Annotated in this window: 20 protein-coding genes; 15 read left to right on the top strand and 5 right to left on the bottom strand. The window is 62.8% G+C overall.

Translation table 11 applies throughout. The annotated features are described in order from the left end of the window. Window positions 1-17: 17 nt before the first annotated feature. Window positions 18-1,448 carry a glutamine synthetase family protein gene (locus ACOFKT_RS06535; protein WP_419806603.1) on the bottom strand — a complete coding sequence of 477 codons (1,431 nt, stop codon included), beginning with the start codon at window positions 1,446-1,448 and terminating at the stop codon, window positions 18-20. Between the two features lie 386 nt (window positions 1,449-1,834). Between ACOFKT_RS06535 and ACOFKT_RS06530 the strand changes: the two genes are divergently transcribed. The 13 genes from ACOFKT_RS06530 to ACOFKT_RS06470 all read left to right on the top strand — a co-directional run bounded on the left by ACOFKT_RS06530 (window position 1,835) and on the right by ACOFKT_RS06470 (window position 11,468). Further along, a complete protein-coding gene (locus tag ACOFKT_RS06530; protein WP_419806602.1) occupies window positions 1,835-2,401 on the top strand; it encodes a pyruvoyl-dependent arginine decarboxylase in 567 nt (188 codons plus the stop codon). A 93-nt stretch (window positions 2,402-2,494) separates the two neighbouring features. Beyond that, window positions 2,495-2,797 carry a type II toxin-antitoxin system Phd/YefM family antitoxin gene (locus ACOFKT_RS06525; RefSeq protein ID WP_419806601.1) on the top strand — a complete coding sequence of 101 codons (303 nt, stop codon included), beginning with the start codon at window positions 2,495-2,497 and terminating at the stop codon, window positions 2,795-2,797. Next, on the top strand, window positions 2,794-3,201 hold the full coding sequence (locus ACOFKT_RS06520) for a type II toxin-antitoxin system VapC family toxin (protein ID WP_419806600.1): 408 nt from the start codon (window positions 2,794-2,796) through the stop codon (window positions 3,199-3,201). The genes ACOFKT_RS06525 and ACOFKT_RS06520 overlap by 4 nt, the downstream gene beginning before the upstream one ends. A 29-nt stretch (window positions 3,202-3,230) precedes the next feature. After that, complete coding sequence (locus ACOFKT_RS06515) at window positions 3,231-4,274, top strand: threonine aldolase family protein (RefSeq protein ID WP_419806599.1); 1,044 nt, start codon at window positions 3,231-3,233, stop codon at window positions 4,272-4,274. Between the two features lie 247 nt (window positions 4,275-4,521). Further along, window positions 4,522-5,436, top strand: coding sequence for a carbon-nitrogen hydrolase (locus tag ACOFKT_RS06510; protein WP_419806598.1), 915 nt, complete (start codon window positions 4,522-4,524; stop codon window positions 5,434-5,436). A gap of 120 nt (window positions 5,437-5,556) precedes the next feature. Further along, complete coding sequence (locus ACOFKT_RS06505; RefSeq protein WP_419806597.1) at window positions 5,557-6,621, top strand: agmatine deiminase family protein; 1,065 nt, start codon at window positions 5,557-5,559, stop codon at window positions 6,619-6,621. Continuing rightward, a complete protein-coding gene (gene tadA / locus ACOFKT_RS06500) occupies window positions 6,621-7,100 on the top strand; it encodes a tRNA adenosine(34) deaminase TadA (RefSeq protein ID WP_419806596.1) in 480 nt (159 codons plus the stop codon). Before ACOFKT_RS06505 ends, tadA begins: the two co-directional genes overlap by 1 nt. 411 nt (window positions 7,101-7,511) lie before the next feature. Continuing rightward, a complete protein-coding gene (locus tag ACOFKT_RS06495; RefSeq protein WP_419806595.1) occupies window positions 7,512-8,285 on the top strand; it encodes a glucose 1-dehydrogenase in 774 nt (257 codons plus the stop codon). A 60-nt stretch (window positions 8,286-8,345) separates the two neighbouring features. Continuing rightward, a complete protein-coding gene (locus ACOFKT_RS06490) occupies window positions 8,346-8,600 on the top strand; it encodes a glutaredoxin family protein (RefSeq protein WP_419806594.1) in 255 nt (84 codons plus the stop codon). A gap of 2 nt (window positions 8,601-8,602) precedes the next feature. After that, window positions 8,603-9,922 (top strand): adenylosuccinate lyase, encoded by a 1,320-nt coding sequence (gene purB / locus ACOFKT_RS06485; protein WP_419806593.1) that lies wholly within the window; start codon window positions 8,603-8,605, stop codon window positions 9,920-9,922. 87 nt (window positions 9,923-10,009) lie between these two features. Further along, window positions 10,010-10,153: a hypothetical protein gene (locus ACOFKT_RS06480; RefSeq protein WP_419806592.1), complete on the top strand. Its 144-nt coding sequence runs from the start codon at window positions 10,010-10,012 to the stop codon at window positions 10,151-10,153. Next, window positions 10,150-10,740, top strand: coding sequence for a YkgJ family cysteine cluster protein (locus tag ACOFKT_RS06475; protein WP_419806591.1), 591 nt, complete (start codon window positions 10,150-10,152; stop codon window positions 10,738-10,740). The genes ACOFKT_RS06480 and ACOFKT_RS06475 overlap by 4 nt, the downstream gene beginning before the upstream one ends. Before the next feature lie 68 nt (window positions 10,741-10,808). Continuing rightward, entirely contained in the window at window positions 10,809-11,468 is a 660-nt protein-coding gene (locus ACOFKT_RS06470; protein WP_419806590.1) for a UbiX family flavin prenyltransferase, read from the top strand. Between the two features lie 230 nt (window positions 11,469-11,698). Here the strand turns inward: ACOFKT_RS06470 and ACOFKT_RS06465 are convergent, their stop codons facing one another. The 3 genes from ACOFKT_RS06465 to ACOFKT_RS06455 form a co-directional block, all read right to left on the bottom strand. Further along, the gene (locus tag ACOFKT_RS06465; protein ID WP_419806589.1) at window positions 11,699-12,691 is read right to left on the bottom strand and encodes an alpha/beta fold hydrolase; all 993 of its coding nucleotides are present in this window, start codon (window positions 12,689-12,691) and stop codon (window positions 11,699-11,701) included. Next, entirely contained in the window at window positions 12,688-13,332 is a 645-nt protein-coding gene (locus ACOFKT_RS06460; protein ID WP_419806588.1) for a nitroreductase family protein, read from the bottom strand. The genes ACOFKT_RS06465 and ACOFKT_RS06460 overlap by 4 nt, the downstream gene beginning before the upstream one ends. A 62-nt stretch (window positions 13,333-13,394) precedes the next feature. Beyond that, window positions 13,395-14,408: a hypothetical protein gene (locus ACOFKT_RS06455; protein ID WP_419806587.1), complete on the bottom strand. Its 1,014-nt coding sequence runs from the start codon at window positions 14,406-14,408 to the stop codon at window positions 13,395-13,397. Window positions 14,409-14,518: 110 nt separating this feature from the next. Here ACOFKT_RS06455 and ACOFKT_RS06450 point away from each other — a divergent pair, with 110 nt between their 5' ends. Further along, complete coding sequence (locus ACOFKT_RS06450; RefSeq protein ID WP_419806586.1) at window positions 14,519-15,214, top strand: hypothetical protein; 696 nt, start codon at window positions 14,519-14,521, stop codon at window positions 15,212-15,214. A 14-nt stretch (window positions 15,215-15,228) separates the two neighbouring features. Here the strand turns inward: ACOFKT_RS06450 and ACOFKT_RS06445 are convergent, their stop codons facing one another. Beyond that, window positions 15,229-15,414, bottom strand: coding sequence for a hypothetical protein (locus ACOFKT_RS06445; RefSeq protein WP_419806585.1), 186 nt, complete (start codon window positions 15,412-15,414; stop codon window positions 15,229-15,231). Between the two features lie 275 nt (window positions 15,415-15,689). Here ACOFKT_RS06445 and uvrA point away from each other — a divergent pair, with 275 nt between their 5' ends. Then, entirely contained in the window at window positions 15,690-18,740 is a 3,051-nt protein-coding gene (gene uvrA, locus ACOFKT_RS06440) for an excinuclease ABC subunit UvrA (RefSeq protein WP_419806584.1), read from the top strand. The last annotated feature ends 60 nt before the right edge of the window (window positions 18,741-18,800 follow it).

The raw sequence follows: 18,800 nt of genomic DNA, 5'->3' as shown, positions 1-18,800 counted from the left end.
CCAACATGAACGTAATCCTAGAACTGGCCCCACAGCAGCTGGTTATAGACGTCGTGGTGAAACTGCACCTCCGGCGCCTTCACAATCGTGCCCAGCAGCCGCGCGCAACGATCTGCCGAAGCCTGCTTCAGGTCCGCGTAGCGTCCCTTCACGTCCTCGCCCAGCAGCTTGCCAGCCCACTCCGAGCCACGGAAGTTCTCAATGGCCGTATAGACATTGTCCGGCAGGTAGCGCTCTGCCTGGCGCAGGTTTTCGATCCTCCCGATCTCGCCATCCAGACCAGTCTTGAAAATCGACAGCAAAACCGCGTACGGGTTCGCATCCGGCCCGACCGATCGAACTTCCACCCGCGCCGATTTTTCATTGCCGATCGGAATGCGGATCATCGAGCCACGGTCAGTAGCCGAAGCCTTGATCTGATTCGGCGCTTCAAAGTGCGGATCGAGCCGCCGGTACGCATTCACGCTCGCATTCAGCAACAGGCACAGATCGTTCCCGGCCGTCAGTATCTTATCGATAAAGCTCCAAGCCAACTCCGAAATCTTCTCTTGGCCGTTCGCATCCCAGAACAGGTTCTTCTTGTCCTTGGTAATCGAAACGTTGGTGTGCATGCCGCTGCCGTTCACGCCCGTGACCGGCTTCGGCAGAAATGAAGCCGTCATGCCCATTTGCGTCGCGACCTGGCGACAAATCAGCTTGTAGAGCTGAATCTGGTCGGCCGCCGAAACCACTTCACCATACGTGTAGTTGATTTCAAACTGCGACGGTGCCACCTCGGGATGGTCCTTCTCATTTTCGAAGCCCATCGCACGCTGCACCTCTGCGGCGGTGTCAATGAACTCGCGCAGCGGGTCGCCCGGCAGCGAATGGTAATAGCCGCCCGCGTTCACATACTCAAAGCTGCCGGCTTTCGCAAAGTTCCGCTCGGCATCCACACCGTCGAACAGGAATCCTTCGATCTCATTCGCCGCGTTGAGTGTGTAACCGTTGTCCTTGAACTGCTGCGTCGCAAACTGCTTCAGCATGCCCCGCAAATCGGCCGCGTAGGGCTTTCCATCCTTGTCGATCACCTCGCCAAAGACCAGCGCCTTACCCGAACCGAACACATCCGCGGGTGTCCAGTAGAACGATCCCCAGTCCAACCCAAGCCGTAGATCCGATTCCTTCTGCGCGGTAAAGCCGCGGATCGACGACCCGTCGAAGGTCAGATTGTCAAAGCTGTTGACCAGGAATTTCTTGTCGTAGTCCAGCATGTGCAGGCGGCCTTCCAGGTCGCTGAACAGCACCGTCACCGCCTTCACGCCTTTGGTGTCGGTCAGGTCCTTCAGCCGGGCTTCCTGCAGCTTGCCTGCATCGGTGCGCTGCTTGCGCTCTTCCTTGAGGCTAAGGTTTTTCTCTTCGAGCTCCTCGTACGATAGTTCCAGGAAATCGCGATACGTACCAGACATGACAGCTCCTCTTCAAGATGCGGCGCGGCGCCCCGCAGGCACGCGCCGGCTGAGATGGGTGAAACGCAAACTGCAGAAACGGTTGCAGACTGGTGAAATCCGCTGGTTTCACCATAGCAGAGCGCCCGCCTGCAGCCGTGCATCAAATAGACAGCGCCCTGAAAGCGCGTTCATATTCCGGTGGGGCCAACTGTGGTATTTTCTATCGGGTGCCCGGGCACGGCACCGATCGCAGAAAGCCTGCGCTGGCGTGAAATTCTCCGCCTTCGACGCAGTAAAGCCTGCAGCTAACCACCATTTGCCGCATGGGCGACCAAGGCTTCCAGCGGCTCCCATCCGCCAGGGTTTCGCCTGAGCAACCCACCCGAGGAGCTACCAAGTTGGGCATGAATATGGTTCCCAAGCGCCTGTTTTTCACCAAAGGCGTTGGACGGCACAAAGAACGGCTCACGTCGTTCGAAATGGCATTGCGCGACGCGGGCATCGCGGCACAGAACCTCGTCCGCGTGTCTTCCATTTTCCCGCCAAAGTGCAAGATGATCACCCGCAAGGAAGGTTTGAAGTACCTCAATCCGGGCGAGGTCGTCTTCGCCGTTGTTGCGGAAAACAGCACCCGTGAAGCACATCGCCTCGTCGTCAGCTCCATCGGTGTCGCCATCCCGACCGACCGCAATACCTACGGCTATCTTTCCGAGCACCACAGCTTCGGCGAAACCGAAGAGCAGGCCGGCGACTACGCCGAAGAGCTCGCCGCCGAAATGCTTGCCACCACGCTCGACGTCGACTTCGACCCCGACAAGAGCTGGGATGAAAAAAAGGAGATTTACCGTATCTCCAACAAGATCGTTCGTACCGCCAACGTGACGCAAAGCGCCGTCGGCGACAAAAAAGGCCTCTGGACCACGACCATCGCCGCCGCCATCCTCATTTTCGACGACGACGATAAGGAGTAGCACCACCCTGCTTCCAGCAACGCACCCGCCGCGGCGGGTGCGTTCCGCTTACGAACCAGTGCTAAACTAGAGTGGTCATTCCGAGGTGACTAGATGGGTCTTACCGCACTTCCCAACAAACCGAAACCGGCCAAACATGGGGTTGTTCCGGTGCGAAAGAAGCTCCCGACCAACATCGCTGCGGCAGCTGCGAAAACGAATCTGCTGCTAATGTTGGCGTCTGTACACGAGGCAGGCGAATATGTGATCACCAAACGCGGTAAACCAATTGCAAAGCTCGTTCCGTTTGATGAAAAACCGCTTCCCGACATCTACGGATGCATGAAAGGCACGGTGGAAATCGTAGGCGATATCATGGCACCACTTCCGCCGGAGGAGTGGGGAGACCTTTATTGAAGCTGCTTCTCGACTCACATACTTGGCTTTGGCTTGCGGTCGGAATTCAGCTAAGCCCTGATACGGTTGCGCTCTGCCGTGCGGCTGCCTCCAATGAATCTCTTTACCTTTCGCCGCTCTCCGTCTGGGAACTGGCTCGCAAGGGCGAAGACGGCAGTCTCGTGTTCGAAGGTCCGGTCCGCACTTGGATGTATGACACGATCCGCACAACCGGCGTGCGTCCGGTTGCGTTCGATTACGACGTAGCGATCGACTCGGCACAGCTTCCGAAAGACTTTCACAAAGACCCGATTGATCGAGCGCTTGCATCAACATGTCGCGTCTATGGAATGACACTTCTCACAAGAGATGGCCGGCTTCTCGATCTTGCCGGTAAACACGTTTTTAATGCGCTTCCGGTCTAGTTGAACGAGCGGCAAACATCGCGAATCAGATGGGCACTCCTATCCAAAATCAACAACAGTTCGCCAGCGACAACTATGCCGGCGTCTGCCCCGAAGTCTGGGCCGCCATGCAGGAATCCAACGCCGGTCACGCCACCGCCTACGGCGATGACACTTGGACCGACCGCGCCTCCGACCGCTTCCGCGAATTCTTTGAAACCGACTGCGAAGTTTTCTTCGTCTTCAACGGCACTGCTGCCAACTCGCTTGCACTCGCCTCGCTCTGCCAGAGTTACCACTCGGTCATCTGCACGCAAAGCGCGCACGTCGAAACCGACGAGTGCGGCGCACCCGAATTTTTTTCCAACGGCTCCAAAATCCTGACCGCTCCCTCAGCCGACGGCAAGCTCACGCCCGCCGCCGTGCGCGCACTCGCCACCTCCCGCACCGACATCCATTTTCCAAAACCAAAAGTCGTCACCATCACCCAGAGCACGGAAACCGGCCGGGTCTACCAGCGCGATGAGATCCGCGCCCTTTGCGATGTGAGCCGTGAACTCGGCCTTCACCTTCACATGGACGGCGCACGTTTCTTCAACGCGCTGGTCAGCCTTGGCTGCACCCCGGCGGAAATGACCTGGAAAGCCGGCGTTGAAGTCCTATGCTGCGGCGGCACCAAAAACGGCATGGCCATCGGTGAAGCCATCCTCTTTTTCGACAAGAAGCTCGCCCAGGATTTTGAGTACCGCTGCAAGCAGGCCGGCCAGCTCGCCAGCAAAATGCGTTACCTGAGCGCGCCCTGGCTTGGCATGCTCGGCAACGACACCTGGCGGCGCAACGCCGAACATGCCAACCACTGTGCCCAGCATCTTCGCGATTCCATCGCGGACATTCCCGGCGTGCAACTCATGTTCCCGACAGAAGCCAACGCCGTCTTTCTGCTCGCACCCGAAGACCGGCTCAACGCACTTCGCGACCGCGGCTGGCGTTTCTACACCTTCATCGGCGGCGGCGCCCGCTTCATGTTCGCCTGGGACACCGACCCCGCCCGCGTCGATCAACTCGCCGCCGATATTCGCGATGTGCTCCGCTAAACCGATCGTGGAAACATCATGCGGAACTCGTTCCCGCAGAGCCCGCAGGCAGAACCGAAGCTGGTTCATCCAACCCCGCAGACAGGGCCAAAGGCCCGTCTCATACCAGCCTAGGCCGTAGGCCTAGGTCTGCAATGACCCAAGCGTCAGAGCGCTGAAGGCGCGACCCATAGCTGGCGGTTCGGGCCAACATCCCAAATAGCACCGCGCTTCATCTCATCCGCGTAGCCGCTCAGAAAGGCGCATCATGAAAAACACTCGCGTCGCCCTCATCCAGATGAGCTGCGAGGCCGACACCGAAAAAAACCTCGACAAAGCCGCCGCACGCATCACCGAGGCAGCACAAGCCGGCGCCAACCTCGTCTGCTTGCCCGAGCTTTTCCGCGCCCAATACTTCTGCCAGCGCGAAGACCACGCCCTCTTCGCCATCGCCGAATCCATCCCCGGCCCCTCGACCGATCGCCTTTCCGCCGTCGCAAGGGAGCAGGGCGTCGTCATCATCGCCTCGCTCTTTGAACGCCGCGCCCCCGGCCTCTACCACAACACCGCCGTTACCCTCGAAAAGGACGGCAGCATCGCCGACGTGTATCGCAAAATGCACATACCCGACGACCCGCTCTACTACGAGAAGTTCTACTTCACCCCCGGCGACCTCGGCTTCCGCGCGCTCAACTCCTCCGCCGGCAACATCGGAACGCTCGTCTGCTGGGACCAGTGGTACCCCGAAGGCGCCCGCGTCACCGCACTCAAAGGCGCGGAAACCCTTTTCTTTCCCACCGCCATTGGCTGGCACCCCAGCGAAAAGGCCGAATTTGGCGAAGCCCAGTACGATGCCTGGCGCACCACGCAGCGCGCCCACGCCATCTCCAACGGCGTCTGGGTCTGCGCCGTCAACCGCGTCGGCCACGAACACGGCGAGGTCATCGTCAACGGCGAACTCCTCCGCGGTCCCGAGGGCGCCGGCCTCGAGTTCTGGGGCGGCTCCTTCATCGCCGACCCCTTCGGCCGCGTCGTCGCCCAGGCCTCCCACGACCAGGAAGAAACCCTCTACGCCGACATCGACTCCAAACTCGTCGAGATCACCCGCCAGCACTGGCCCTTCCTCCGCGACCGCCGCATCGACGCCTACGAAGGTGTCACCAAGCGCTTCCTCATGGCTTAGTCCGTTGGCTTGACCAACACACTGTCATTTCGACCGAAGCAGAACAGCTTCATCGTTCTGCGTAGTGGAGAAACCCGCATTTTGCTCGTGCCCGCAGAAGCGCTGAGCGGAGATCAACGCATGACAGAAACACCCCAGAGCCTCAGCTATCGCATGCCCGCCGAGTGGGAACCGCACACCTCCACCTGGATCGCGTGGCCCCACAACGCCGAGGACTGGCCCGGCAAATTTCAGCCCATCCCGTGGGTCTACTCAGAGATCGTGCGCCACCTCAGCCAGGTCGAAGAGGTCAACATCCTCGTCAACGACGAGCGCGCCGAAAGAGTCGCCCGCCGCATCCTCACCCGCGCCGGCGCGAACCTCGCGCGCCTCCACTTCCACCACTGGCGCACCGACCGCATCTGGCTCCGCGACTCTGGCCCCATCTTCGTCAAGAACGCCGCCGGCGACCTCGCCATCACCGACTGGAAGTTTAACGCCTGGGCCAAGTACGCCAATTGGCACAACGACGACCAGATTCCGCAGCACGTCGCCTCTCTGCAGAACACCCGCAGCTTCCAGCCCAGCATCGACCTCAACGGCAAACAGCACCGCCTCGTCCTCGAAGGCGGCTCCATCGACGTGAACGGCGCAGGCACCCTGCTCACCACCGAAGAATGCCTGCTCAGCGAAGTCCAGCAGCGTAACCCCGGGGTCAGCAGCGAACAGCTCGAACAACTCTTCCACGATTATCTCGGCATCGATCAGGTCCTCTGGCTTAACCGGGGCTGCGCCGGCGACGACACCCACGGCCACGTCGACGACATCGCCCGCTTCGTCAGCACCGATACCATCCTGCTCGCGACGGAATACAACACATCGGACGAGAACCACCTTCCGCTCGCCGAGAACCTCGACCGCATCCGCTCCGCCCGCCAGCCGAACGGCCAGCCCTGGAACGTCGTCGAACTCCCCATGCCCTCTCCCGTCGTCTTCGACGGCGAGCGCCTCCCCGCCTCCTACGCAAACTTCTACATCGCCAACGGCCTCGTCCTCGTCCCCACCTTCAACGACGCAAACGACCGCATCGCCCTCAACCTCATCGCCGGCCATTTCCCCACCCGCCGCACCGTCGGCATCCACTGCGGCGACTTCATCTGGGGTCTCGGCGCGCTCCACTGCATGACACAACAGGAACCCGCATAATGTCGGAGCCCTCCGCTGCTGCCGACGAACTCTTCCTGCGCGAGGCCATCGCCGAAGCGCAGCAAGCCCGCTCCGAAGGCGAAGTTCCCGTCGGTGCCGTCATCGTTCACGACGGCGAGATCATCGGCCGCGGCCAGAACCGCGTCATCCGCGACTCCGACCCGACCGCCCACTGCGAGATCGTCGCCATGCGCCAGGCCGCGCAGCACCTCCGCAACTACCGCCTCACCAATTGCGACCTCTACGTCACGCTCGAGCCCTGCGCCATGTGCGCCGGAGCCATCCTCCACGCCCGCATCGCCCGGCTCATCTACGCCGCCCCCGATCCCAAAGCCGGCGCCTGCGGCTCCGTCCTGTCCGTCCTCAACCACCCCCAGCTCAACCACCGCGTCGAAGTCACCGCCGGCCTGCTCTCCCACGAATGTGGGACGATGCTTTCCGACTTTTTCAGGCATAAGCGACAGCGATCGGCCATATAACTAGGTCGTGGATAGTGACGACTTACTGCTACTCCAGCAGCTATGCAAAGGCATCGACGTCCGTAATGGTCATCCAGTTCCGCCGGGCCATTTACTTCGCGATCCGGACGTTGTCTTTGTCCTGCGATCCGTTCTAAACCAAGTTCAGCGGAGAACAAGCGACCACAAACGTTCCCACCCGAGACGCCGGAAGAAGGCTTCGCCTACTCCAGCTGTACCGAGTCGGCAGGGTCAGCGTTGGGAACAGGAAGAAATCGAGCGGCTTCGTTCCGCTTTCTTTCGCTCCGAAGACTTCAGCACGATAGCTTCTGCACATGGGCGGACGCGCGGTGCAATTCTGAGCCAACTCCAACATATGGGTCTAATGCCAGCGAGGTCGCCCTCCCGCTATTAGCTCGCATCCAATCCCACATGAGTGGAAGACTCGCAGGCAAGGTCGCAATCGTCACAGGTGGTTCCTCGGGCATCGGCACCGGAGTCGTCGAGCATTACGCCGCCGAAGGCGCAAGCGTCGTGATTAACTATCGCGGCGACGAAAAGAGCGCCGACGAGATCAAGTCCAAGATCGAAGGCAATGGCGGCAAGGCGATCTGCGTGCAGGCCGACGTCGCCAAAGTCGCCGATTGCCAGGCCCTCGTCGATACCGCATGGAACGCCTTTGGCAAGGCCGACATCCTCGTCAACAACGCCGGCGTTGAAAAAGGCTCTGAGTTCGTCGATGTCTCCGAAGCCGATTACGACATGGTCCTCGACGTCAATTTGAAAGGTCCCTTCTTCACCACGCAGGCCTTTGTCAAACGCCTGCTCACCGCCAACTTGCCCGGCCGCGTCATCAACATGTCCTCCGTGCACGAAGACATGGTCTTCCCCCACTTCGCCAGCTATTGTGCGTCGAAAGGCGGCCTGCGCATGCTCACGCGCGATCTCGCCGTCGAACTCGGCCCCAAAAACATCACGATCAATAACATCGCGCCGGGCGCCATCATTACTCCCATCAACACCGGTCTGCTCAACGACAAAGCCAAGCTCGACCCCCTCCTCCGCAACATTCCACTCGGCCGCATGGGCACCGTCGACGACGTCGCCGGCCTCGCCACCTTCCTCGCCAGCGACGAAGCCGCCTACATCACCGGCTCCACCTTCATCATCGACGGCGGTCTCATCCGCAACTACCACGAGCAGTGAGCGGGCGACCAGCTCGACTCGAAGCCGGAAGAGCCACGCGAACGGTAGAATAGACCTGTTATGGACATCACCGTTTACACCGCCGCCTGGTGCCGCGACTGCCGCGAAGCGAAGCGCTTCCTTGACAAACACAGCATTCCTTACAAGGAAATCGACATCGAGCGCGTCCCCGGAGCAGCCGACGAGGTCCAGGCGCACGTCGGTAAGAAGGCAATCCCACAGTTCGTCATCGACGGCAAGTGGGTGCAGCCCTACCGCCCCGGCCAGGGCTTCCTCTACGACGAGATGAGCGCCCTGCTGGGCGTCGAAGACTAGCCATGATCGACCGCTACACGCGGCCTGCCTTTCGCGCCCTCTGGTCCGACGAGAACCGCTTCCGCTGCTGGCTTGAAGTCGAGGCCACCGCAAGCGAGGTCCTGGCCGACGCCGGAATCGTGCCGCACGATGCCGCCCGCGCCATCCGCGACCGCGGCACCTTCACCGTCGACCGCATCCGCGAAATCGAAAAAGAAACCCGCCACGATGTCATCGCCTTCACCACCGCGGTCGCCGAAAACGTCGGCCCGGAGTCGCGCTGGCTTCACTTCGGCCTCACCTCCACCGACGTCGTCGATACCGCGCAGGCCCTCCAAATTCGCGAAGCTTCCGACCGCATCACGGATGGCCTCAACGGCCTCTCCGCCGTCCTGCGCCGCCGCGCCATCGAATTCGCACATACGCCCACCATCGGCCGCACCCACGGCGTTCACGCAGAACCCACCACCTTCGGCCTCAAACTCCTGCTCTGGTTCGAAGAATGTCAACGCAACATTCGCCGCTTCGCTGCCGCTGCGGAAGACATGCGCGTCGGCAAGCTTTCCGGCGCGGTCGGCAGCTTCGGCACCGTCACCCCCGCTCTGGAAGAAGAAATCTGCCGTCGCCTTGGCCTCCAGGTCGCCCCGGTCAGCACGCAAACCCTCCAGCGTGACCGGCACGCCGCTTACGTCAGCACCCTCGCCGTCATCGCCTCCTCACTTGATAAGATCGCCACGGAAATTCGTCACCTGCAGCGCACCGAAGTTCGCGAAGCCGAGGAATTCTTCAATCCCAAACAAAAGGGTTCCAGCGCCATGCCGCACAAGCGCAATCCGATCACGGCTGAGAACATCTGCGGCCTGGCCCGCGTGATGCGCGCCAATGCTCAAGTCGCACTTGAAGATGTTGCCCTCTGGCACGAGCGCGACATCTCCCACAGTTCCGCCGAGCGCGTCATCCTGCCCGACCAGACCACGCTAGCCGACTACCTGCTCGCCAAGACCACAGACCTGATCGACCGCCTGCTCGTCTACCCGCAGCGCATGCTCCGCAACCTGGAGCTCACCGGCGGCCTCGTCTTCTCAGGCCAGCTCCTGCTTGAACTCGCGGAAGCCGGCATGCTGCGCGAGGACGCCTACCGCCTCGTGCAATTGCTCGCCATGCGCGCCTGGACCGAGGACCTGGTGTTCCGCGACCTCGTCCGCACAGACCCGCAGATCACTGCCGTTCTGCCTCCCGAACGCATCGACCGCGCCTTCGACGTGCAACGCCGCCTCGGCAACGTCCCCGCCATCTTCGAGCGCGTCCTCGGCGAACCGCTCCCCGGCATCGCTTCTGTATAGGTCCCCGGCATCGCTTCTGCATAGGTAAGCCAGGACCCAAGCTTCGCGCAGTCTTGCGGCTCGCTCGATCATCGCATCCGCAACACCTTGTCATTTCGACCGGAGCAGGACAGCTTCACCGTCCTGCGTAGTGGAGATACCTGCATTTGTCCGAACCAGCCAGGATCGCTCGTGGACCCGGCTCGCCGCAACAGCGGACGCTGCTACACCCTGCAGGCGACACCGAATTGATCCAAATCACCGACGCCGCTCTCGCCGACGCCGCCCGTCGCAGCGGCCCGCACCTCGTCTGCCATCCCGGTTGCACCCCGTGCTGCCACGGCGTTTTCGCCATCAGCAGCCTCGACGCCTCACGCCTCCAGGCCGGCCTCGTAACCCTGCAGCAGACCGACCCGCCCCGCGCGCGGCGCATTCAGCAACGCACCGCCGCCACCATCGCGAAGCTCGCCCCAGATTTCCCCGGCGATCCCGCCACCGGCCACCTCGCTACCGACGAAGCCTCCCAGGCGCGCTTCGAAGACTTCGCCAACGACGAGTCCTGCCCCGTGCTCGATCCCGCAACCGGCACCTGCGACCTCTACGCGCACCGCCCCATGACCTGCCGCGTCTTCGGCCCACCCATCTGGTCGGACGACGGCCTCGGCATCTGCGAACTCTGCTTCCAAAACGCAACCCAAACCGAGATCGAAGCGGCCGAAATGCACCTGCCCGACCCAGCTCTGGAGGCGGCCCTCACTGCCCCACTCGGCGACTGGACGACGATCATCCCGTTCGCCTTCAAACCTGATGATCGTTTGAATCAATCTCTCCCGGCGTAACAGACACCGTTGCGCATCGCCCGCCCCGAAGCGAAAACAACCCGTGCGCGATACTGGAAGCCGACCCTATGAAGTTTGAATTCCAGCCGCGCACCGGCCACCTCACCCTCGCCGTCACCGGCGCCAGCGGCTCCATCTTCGCCGCGGCCATGTTGCATCTGCTTGGTGCCGACGACCGCGTGCGCCGCGTCAGCCTGCTCGTCTCCGACCACGCCATGCGCGTCCTCGCCGAGGAGCACCGCCTGCCCGGCGGCCGTAGCAGCGTCTTTCAGGCGCTCCAGGAGCTCGCACCCGCGCCCGTCCAGAACCACCGCAAATTCGACCTGCTCGACAACGCCGATGTCGGCGCCGGCATAGCCAGCGGCAGCTATCCCTCAGACGGCATGATCGTGCTGCCCTGCTCCATGGGCACGCTCGCGTCCATCAGCCACGGCCTTTCAAACCGCCTCATCGAACGCGCTGCCGACGTTACGCTGAAGGAACGGCGTCCGCTCGTGCTTTGCGTACGCGAAACGCCGTTCCACCTCATCCATCTCCGCAACATGGCAACGGCCACCGAAGCAGGCGCGACCATCTTTCCCGTAATCCCCACCTTCTACAACCGCCCGGAGTCCGTGCAGGACATGGCGACCCAATTCTGCTGCCGCGTGCTCGCCCACCTCGGACTTGAACAGCCCCATGCGTACCGTTGGAAAGCAGAAGACCAAACTGGACCAGCCAGCGCCTAGCTTGTGCCAGGAAACATCTCGAAGGTACGAGAAAGCAAGGTTAGAGCATGGCGTCTCCCGGGGCAGAGCATGGAGTTTTCCCGGAAGGGCACAGCTTCAGCTGTGCCGTAATCGAATGCTCTCTCCCTCTTTTCGTCTGCTCGCCAAAGGCGAGCAGACGAAAACAACCCGAAACGACAGCTCGTTGGCACAGCGTTAGCTTTGCCCTTCCATCCCGAATGCCGCTATACCTACCGCTTCGGCGCCGGCATCACGGTCACGCTCGCCGGTGACGGCGGCTCCGCATCCAGAAAGTGCACAACGGATGGAATCCCCGTTGATGCGCACTCCGCAATCGCCAGGTGGCCGCAACCTCGCAGTTCCACCAGCACGGACTGCGGCACCATACTGTGCATGCGTTCCCCATCCGCCAGCGGCGTCAGTTTGTCTTCCGTTCCCCACACGATCAGCACCGGCATCTTCAGTCGATGCAGGCGAAAGTCCAGGATTTCGCGGCCGTCCAGCATGCTGCTCAGCGAGCTATCCACAAACCACTTCCCTCGCTCAAAATTGCGCAGGAGGCCCGGAATCGCGAACGAAGGCACGCGCACATAGTGGCGGTTTGGTTCGATTCGATCGACCAGCTGATCGAATTCTGCCTGGTTCGAAGGGCTAAAGAGCGAAATGGGAAAATCGATTGTCATGTACACGCCGGCTGAATCAAACAGCAGCAGCCGGCGCACCTTCGCCGGCTCGTCCAAAGCAAGCTTCGCCGCGATCCAACCACCCATCGACCAGCCGCCCACATCGGGCTGCTTCAGGTGCAGCGTGTCAATAAATCCGGAGACGATGCGCTCCTCCGTCGACAAGGACGCGTCCCCGTGGAACGGCTTGTCCGATCGTCCATACCCCAGCAGGTCCAGCGCATATACGTGATAGCCGTGACGCGCCAGCGCCGGAATCAACGCCGCCCAGTCGCTTGCGCGCGCACCCAGGCCGTGAACCAGCACCACCGGCTTGTCCTCCGCCCCATGTTGTTGCGGTGCGGCCTCCAGGTAGTGAATGCGATGCCCGTCCACCAGCACCTCGCGATGGTGAACCCCCGTCTTGAACAGGTACGCGTCCGTCACGCGCTCGATCAGCCAAAACGGTGCAAAGTAGACCAGCAAGGCCCCGCCCAGCGCAAACGACAGCGCAAACACCAGGCCGACCGTCAGCAGCCTGCGCCGGGTCGCCCGCCTCACCGCAGCGGCTTTCCGAACTCTTCGGATGACACGGTGTGCGCCAGGCCGAAACGCCCGCCGTCGTACTTGTCCGGCCCCTGCAGCGTGCCAATGGCAAGGAGCGAAACCACCCAGTAGCTCAGCGGCAGGCGCAGCACTTCGTGAACGCGCTCCTGCTCGAATCCTTCCATCGGTGCCGTGTCATAGCCCATCGTCTCCGCGGTCAGCATCATGAACCCCGCCGCCAGCGATACCTGCTTATTGAGCCAGCCATGCATCTGGTCGCGCGTCAGCATCGATAGGTAGCTCTCAACATGGCTCTTCAACTGCGCCGCATAACTCTCCGGCATGCCGCCGGCCAGGCCCATCCGGATGATCTCGTCCGCGTCGCGGCGCCAGCTATCCGAGTCGCCGCAGCAGGCAATCACCACCGAGGCTTCCTCCACCTTCGCCTGGTTAAAGCAGGCTCCGCGCAGTTTCCGTTTCTGCTCCGGCGACTGCACCACCACAAAGCGCCACGGCTGCACGTTATATCCGGACGGCGCCGCCATCCCCGCCTCAAGAATGCGCCTTAAATCCTCGGCAGGCATCGGCGCGCCATCAAACGATGGCGTTGAGCGCCGCTCCTGAATCGCCTGCTCAAGCGTTTTGATTTCGCTCATACCACCTTTCATTCTACGAAGAGACGCGCCGGTTGACGAACCTCACGCCGGTCGCGACGCCCTCAACGCAGGCTGCTGACCGGCTCCTCACTGACATAAGGAGGACCACTCGCCGGCTCGGCGTATACCCATACCCCGTGAACATCGTCGCGCAGTTCAGGATACGCAGCCAGCAGTGCCGCCGCCGCACGCTGGTTGCGCGCGCGCGCTGCAACCGGGTCTGCAATGGTATCCGCACTGTAGTGCATGGCAATGTCGATGCGGTCTCCACCCAGTGAATCATCCGGTGCCAGCGCCGTCACACGGTACTCCGTGCCGTCCTTTGCTTTCACGATCAACGGTGTGCCCTGCCCCAGGCCTCCTGACAGCGCCGCTGGCGCAGATTTGCCCTGTTCCTCCTGCAACTGCTCCAGGTGCGAGCTGGACACAAATGCTGCTGGCCGAAGCAGCCGCTCCGCCTCGGAATAGTTCAGCCACGCGTTCCAGTTCTGCCGCTTTGCCGCATCGGTCCGCGCAGCTTTCCAGTACCAGATGCCGTCATGTCCAGCGGCCGTCGTCACCCTCGGGAAAAAGCCTCCCAACTGCCACGTGCCCGCGCTCTCTTCTCGCAGCAACAGCGTCAACTGGTACGGTGGTTGCGCTTTGGGCGCGTCCAGCACCGCCAGGCCGTATCGCCCGGGCGGCAGTGCCTGGAACGAGAACACCGTCGATTGCGATCCGCCGTTCAAATTGCAGAAGAACTGTGTGTCCGCCGGCTTTGCATTCGGACCGCTTGCGCGCGCGTCCAAAATCCATAAGGTGTCCGGCACAAAGGTAGCGCCTGTCAGGTGCGGTGCCGCCGAGGCAATCGCATTCGCGATGCCGGCAAAGTTCTGCGCCACGTCCGGCAACGTCTGCTGCCGCACCGCATTGCTGTCATTCGCCTGCACCGCCGAGGCAATCCCCGTCGCAGACCGCAGCAGCGCAGTCCGGTCCGCCGTCTGCATCTTTGACTGCGTCGTACACTGCTGCGCGCCGGCCATCGCACCGGTGCCCAGCAGGCTGGCCGCTGCTGCAAACAATCCCCATCTCTTCATGCTGCCTCCGCTGCCGCGCTCCGAGCGTGCAAATCACACGCACATCGCGGCGCTTTCCTGCGCTCCCGCGTCTATGCTGAATGAGACGCAACTCCGTTGCAAGAGGCGGCATGATCCATCCGGCCAGGCAACTCGGTGTACTCGCGGTGGGTATCGCCCTTGCTGCGCCCGGTACGCTCCCCGCCCAGGCCTCTCTGCCCGCGACCGCACCCACCAGCATCACGCCGTCCCAGTTGCCCTCAGCAAATCCGGCTGTGCCCCGTGGGCAGGCCAGCATCCGCTGGGACGGCCACCTTCTACAGATCACCGCATCCGGCGAAAGCCTTGGGCAGGTACTCAGGGAGGTCGCGGCACGCGCCGGCATTCACATCACCGGCAACACGCCTGACGACCGCATCTTCGGCACCTACGGTCCAGCGCCGCTGGTTGACGTCCTATCGGATCTGGTCGGCGGCCTTCCCGTCAACATGCTGTTCGTCGAACGCACCAGCGGCAAACCGGCTCAACTGACCTTCACCGCCCGCAATGGCGGCCCCACCCCGCCCGGAATCCCTTTGCAGCAGGATCAGGTCGCGCAGCAGCCAACGCCACCACCGCCGTCGTACCCTGCCACACCTCCGCAGCAACCTGCTCCGAGCGCAATCAGTTCTGGCGCGGAACCCGTTGGCGGAATCCCCGTTGGCGCAGCACAGCCAGCAAACCCGAGCGCCACCACCAATCCGGCCTCGCCGAATGGCGTCAAAACACCGCAGGAAATCTTTGAGCAGTTACAGCGGCTGCGTGCGACATCAGGCGCACCGCGGTAATCCTGCCCTTACCGCTAAGCGCGCGCCACAAGCCCCTGCGCGGCTTCCTGCCGCGCGGCCCCCTGCTGCGCCCTCTGCTGCGCCACCTGCATCGAGTGGATGCGGAGCAGCTTAAACATGCCCAGGCACATGCCATAGGCAAGCAAAACTCCGCCCGCCAGGGCTGAAAATACCACGCAGAGAAGTACCACGGTCGTCACAAGCTGCTCCTGTCCATTCGTCAAAACGCAGAGCAGAAGGCGCTGCGTACCCGGCTACGGTCGTACCTTCTGCCGAAGCTCCATTGCAGTGTGCCCGTCCGTCGCGAGCCGCGGAAGTGACACTCTGGGTACGTTCCCTTTCTGGAAAACAGGAGACGCTTCCCTGCCGGCGCGTCCCACCCCATGGCAACTCCACAAGGCCAGGCGCCGCGATGCCGTATCCTAATCCTTGCGGCTTCGTGCCTTTCCCGCGCACACGGGCCCGCCCCCAAACCATGAGTGTGTCGCACATTACCGTGCGTGGCGCCCGCCACCACAACCTGAAAAATATCGACGTCTCCATCCCGCGTAACTCGCTCACGGTGGTCACCGGCCTGTCCGGCTCGGGCAAGAGCTCGCTCGCCTTTGACACCATCTACGCCGAGGGCCAGCGCCGCTACGTCGAAACCCTCTCCGCTTACGCCCGCCAGTTCCTCGATCAGATGGAGCGGCCCGACGTCGACAGCATCGACGGCCTCTCGCCCGCCATCTCCATCGAGCAGAAAACCACCTCCCGCTCGCCGCGCTCCACCGTCGGCACCATCACCGAAATCTACGACTACTTGCGCCTGCTCTGGGCTTCGGTTGGCAAGCCCCACTGCCCCAAGTGCGGCCACGAGATCTCCCGCCAGTCCGCCGACCAGATCGTCGAGCGCATCGTCGCGCTCTCCCCCGGCGAACGCATCACCATCTATGCCCCGCTCGTCCGCGGCCGCAAAGGCGAGTTCCGCGAAGATCTCGAAGCTCTCGACCAGCAGGGCTTCCGCGCCCGCGTCGATGGCGAAATGATCGAAATTACCGAGGGCATGCGCCTCGAAAAGCGCAAAAACCACACTGTCGAAGCCGTGGTCGATCGCGTCCTGCTTAAACCCGGCCCAGACGGCAAGCCCGACACCCGCCGCCTCGAAGCCTCCGTCCAAAAAGCCCTGCAAATGGCCAAGGGCCTCGTCATCATCGCCATTCAAGGCCCGCACGGCGGAACCGACGAAACCCTCTACAGTTCTTCCATGGCCTGCCCCGACTGCGGCATCAACGTCCCCAAACTTGAGCCGCGCTCCTTCTCTTTCAACTCCACCTACGGCGCCTGCCCGGAGTGCAACGGCCTCGGCTCCATCTACGACTTCGACCCCGCAAAGACCATCACCGACTGGTCCAAGCCCCTGCTCGACGGCGCCATGGGCCCCGGCTCCGGCTCCGCCTACCTCCTCCGCCTCATCAAGCTCTTCGCTGACAAAAACAGGATCAATCTCAAGCTCCCCTTCGAAGATCTGCCCGAACAGCACCAGAAGCTCCTGCTCTACGGTCCGCCGCGCAACGAGGCCGGCCGGACCGGCTTCCACGGCATCTTCGGTTACCTACGCGACACGCTCGAGGAATCGAAATCCGATACCTTCCGCGAGTACTACATGCAGTACATGTCCGCGACCGAGTGCCCCGCCTGCGCCGGCAAGCGCCTCCGCCCCGAGTCCCTCGCCGTCCGCGTCGCTGGCCAGTCCATCAGCGATTTCACCTCGCTCCCGCTCGAACGCGCCCTCTCCACCGCGCAGCACTTCAGCTTCATCGGCCGCGACAAGCTCATCGCCGACCGCCTCCAGCGCGAAGTCATCGAGCGCCTCGAGTTCCTCAACGCCGTCGGCCTCAGCTATCTCTCCCTGAATCGCAGCGCCGCCACCATCTCTGGCGGCGAAGGCCAGCGCATCCGCCTCGCCACCCAAATCGGCTCGCGCCTCCGCGGCGTTCTCTACGTCCTCGACGAACCCTCCATCGGCCTGCACCAGCGCGACAATCAGAAGCTCATCGCCGCCATGGAAAACCTCCGCGACCTCGGCAACACCGTCCTGGTCGTCGAACACGACGAGGACACCATCCGCAAGGCCGACTACGTCCTCGACCTCGGCCCCGGCGCCGGCAAAAACGGCGGCGCGCTCATCGCCGCGGGCACACCCGAACAGGTCGCCGCCACCCCCGGTTCCCTCACCGGCAAGTACATGTCCGGCGAACTCGACATCCGCTCCAACGACGCGCCCCGCGCTTTGAGCGGCCGCGTCATCACGGTCGAAGGCGCCCGCGCCCACAACCTCCAGAACGTCACTGCCACCTTCCCGCTCGGCGTCCTCACCGTAGTCACCGGTGTCTCCGGCTCAGGCAAATCCACCCTCGTCAACGACATTCTCTACCGCTCGCTCGCCAAACAGCTCTACCGCTCCAAGGAAGAACCCGGCGCGCACAAAAGCATCACCGGCACTGACCAGCTCGACAAGATTGTCCAGATCGACCAGTCCCCCATCGGCCGCACGCCCCGCTCCAACCCCGCCACCTACACCGGCGTGTTCTCCGCCATCCGCGACCTGTTTGCCATGCTGCCCGAATCGCGCGAGCGCGGCTACAAACCCGGCCGCTTCTCCTTCAACGTCCAGGGCGGTCGCTGCGAGGCCTGCCAGGGCGATGGCCAGCGCCGCATCGAAATGAACTTCCTGCCCGACGTCTACGTCCTCTGCGAGGTCTGCAACGGCCGCCGCTACAACCAGGAAACGCTCTCGGTCAAGTTCAACGGCTACTCCATCGCCGACGTCCTCGACCTGCAAATCTCCGACGCGCTCGAGATCCTCAAGGACATCCCCAACGTCAAGGGCAAGCTGCAAACCCTCGTCGACGTCGGCCTCGGCTACATCCACCTCGGCCAGTCCGCCACCACGCTCTCCGGCGGCGAGGCGCAGCGCATGAAGCTCGCCAAGGAGCTCTCAAAACGCCAGACCGGCCGCACCCTCTACCTCCTCGACGAGCCCACCACCGGTCTTCATTTCGACGACGTCCGCAAGCTCCTCGAAGTCCTGCAGCGCCTCACTGACCTCGGCAACTCGATCATCATCATTGAGCACAACCTCGACGTGATCCGCAACGCCGACTGGCTCATCGACATGGGCCCCGAGGGCGGCGAAGGCGGCGGTACCGTCGTCGCCGAGGGCACACCCGAGCAGCTCGCAGAAGTAGCCGCGTCCCACACCGGCAGCTTTCTGGCGAGGCATTACGCCGAGCGCCCCGCCAGCCGTCGCGCCCCCGCACCCGCCTACGTCGAACCCGTCGTCGTCTCGACCGTCGTGGCGAACCCGACCAAGTTCACGCCGTCTGTGGAAGAACGCAACGCCCGCCGCAAAGCCGCCGCAAAACAGGCCGCCGCGAAAAGCAAAGCGAAGAAAGCAGCCCGAGCCGCCGGCGAACCCGCCAGCACCGGGCCCGCGACCCGCACCCGCACACCACGCACGACCGCCCAGGATCGCGCCGCATGACCCTCCACACGGTCCAATCACCGCCAACGCGACGTGCCCCACCTTCGCCGCGCCCTTTGC

The sequence above is a fragment of the Terriglobus sp. genome (assembly GCF_965201105.1).
Taxonomy (GTDB): Bacteria; Acidobacteriota; Terriglobia; order Terriglobales; family Acidobacteriaceae; genus Terriglobus.
This window is presented reverse-complemented; position numbering and strand designations above follow the sequence as displayed.

Excerpts from the sequence above, each read along its gene's own strand:
- ACOFKT_RS06455 (WP_419806587.1), bottom strand. The coding sequence starts at position 14,408 with ATGAAGAGATGGGGATTGTTTGCAGCAGCGGCCAGCCTGCTGGGCACC.
- ACOFKT_RS06460 (WP_419806588.1), bottom strand. The coding sequence starts at position 13,332 with ATGAGCGAAATCAAAACGCTTGAGCAGGCGATTCAGGAGCGGCGCTCA.
- uvrA (WP_419806584.1), top strand. The coding sequence starts at position 15,690 with ATGAGTGTGTCGCACATTACCGTGCGTGGCGCCCGCCACCACAACCTG.
- ACOFKT_RS06495 (WP_419806595.1), top strand. The coding sequence starts at position 7,512 with ATGAGTGGAAGACTCGCAGGCAAGGTCGCAATCGTCACAGGTGGTTCC.
- ACOFKT_RS06525 (WP_419806601.1), top strand. The coding sequence starts at position 2,495 with ATGGGTCTTACCGCACTTCCCAACAAACCGAAACCGGCCAAACATGGG.
- ACOFKT_RS06510 (WP_419806598.1), top strand. The coding sequence starts at position 4,522 with ATGAAAAACACTCGCGTCGCCCTCATCCAGATGAGCTGCGAGGCCGAC.
- ACOFKT_RS06535 (WP_419806603.1), bottom strand. The coding sequence starts at position 1,448 with ATGTCTGGTACGTATCGCGATTTCCTGGAACTATCGTACGAGGAGCTC.
- ACOFKT_RS06530 (WP_419806602.1), top strand. The coding sequence starts at position 1,835 with ATGAATATGGTTCCCAAGCGCCTGTTTTTCACCAAAGGCGTTGGACGG.
- ACOFKT_RS06515 (WP_419806599.1), top strand. The coding sequence starts at position 3,231 with ATGGGCACTCCTATCCAAAATCAACAACAGTTCGCCAGCGACAACTAT.
- tadA (WP_419806596.1), top strand. The coding sequence starts at position 6,621 with ATGTCGGAGCCCTCCGCTGCTGCCGACGAACTCTTCCTGCGCGAGGCC.
- ACOFKT_RS06470 (WP_419806590.1), top strand. The coding sequence starts at position 10,809 with ATGAAGTTTGAATTCCAGCCGCGCACCGGCCACCTCACCCTCGCCGTC.
- ACOFKT_RS06505 (WP_419806597.1), top strand. The coding sequence starts at position 5,557 with ATGACAGAAACACCCCAGAGCCTCAGCTATCGCATGCCCGCCGAGTGG.
- ACOFKT_RS06450 (WP_419806586.1), top strand. The coding sequence starts at position 14,519 with ATGATCCATCCGGCCAGGCAACTCGGTGTACTCGCGGTGGGTATCGCC.
- purB (WP_419806593.1), top strand. The coding sequence starts at position 8,603 with ATGATCGACCGCTACACGCGGCCTGCCTTTCGCGCCCTCTGGTCCGAC.
- ACOFKT_RS06490 (WP_419806594.1), top strand. The coding sequence starts at position 8,346 with ATGGACATCACCGTTTACACCGCCGCCTGGTGCCGCGACTGCCGCGAA.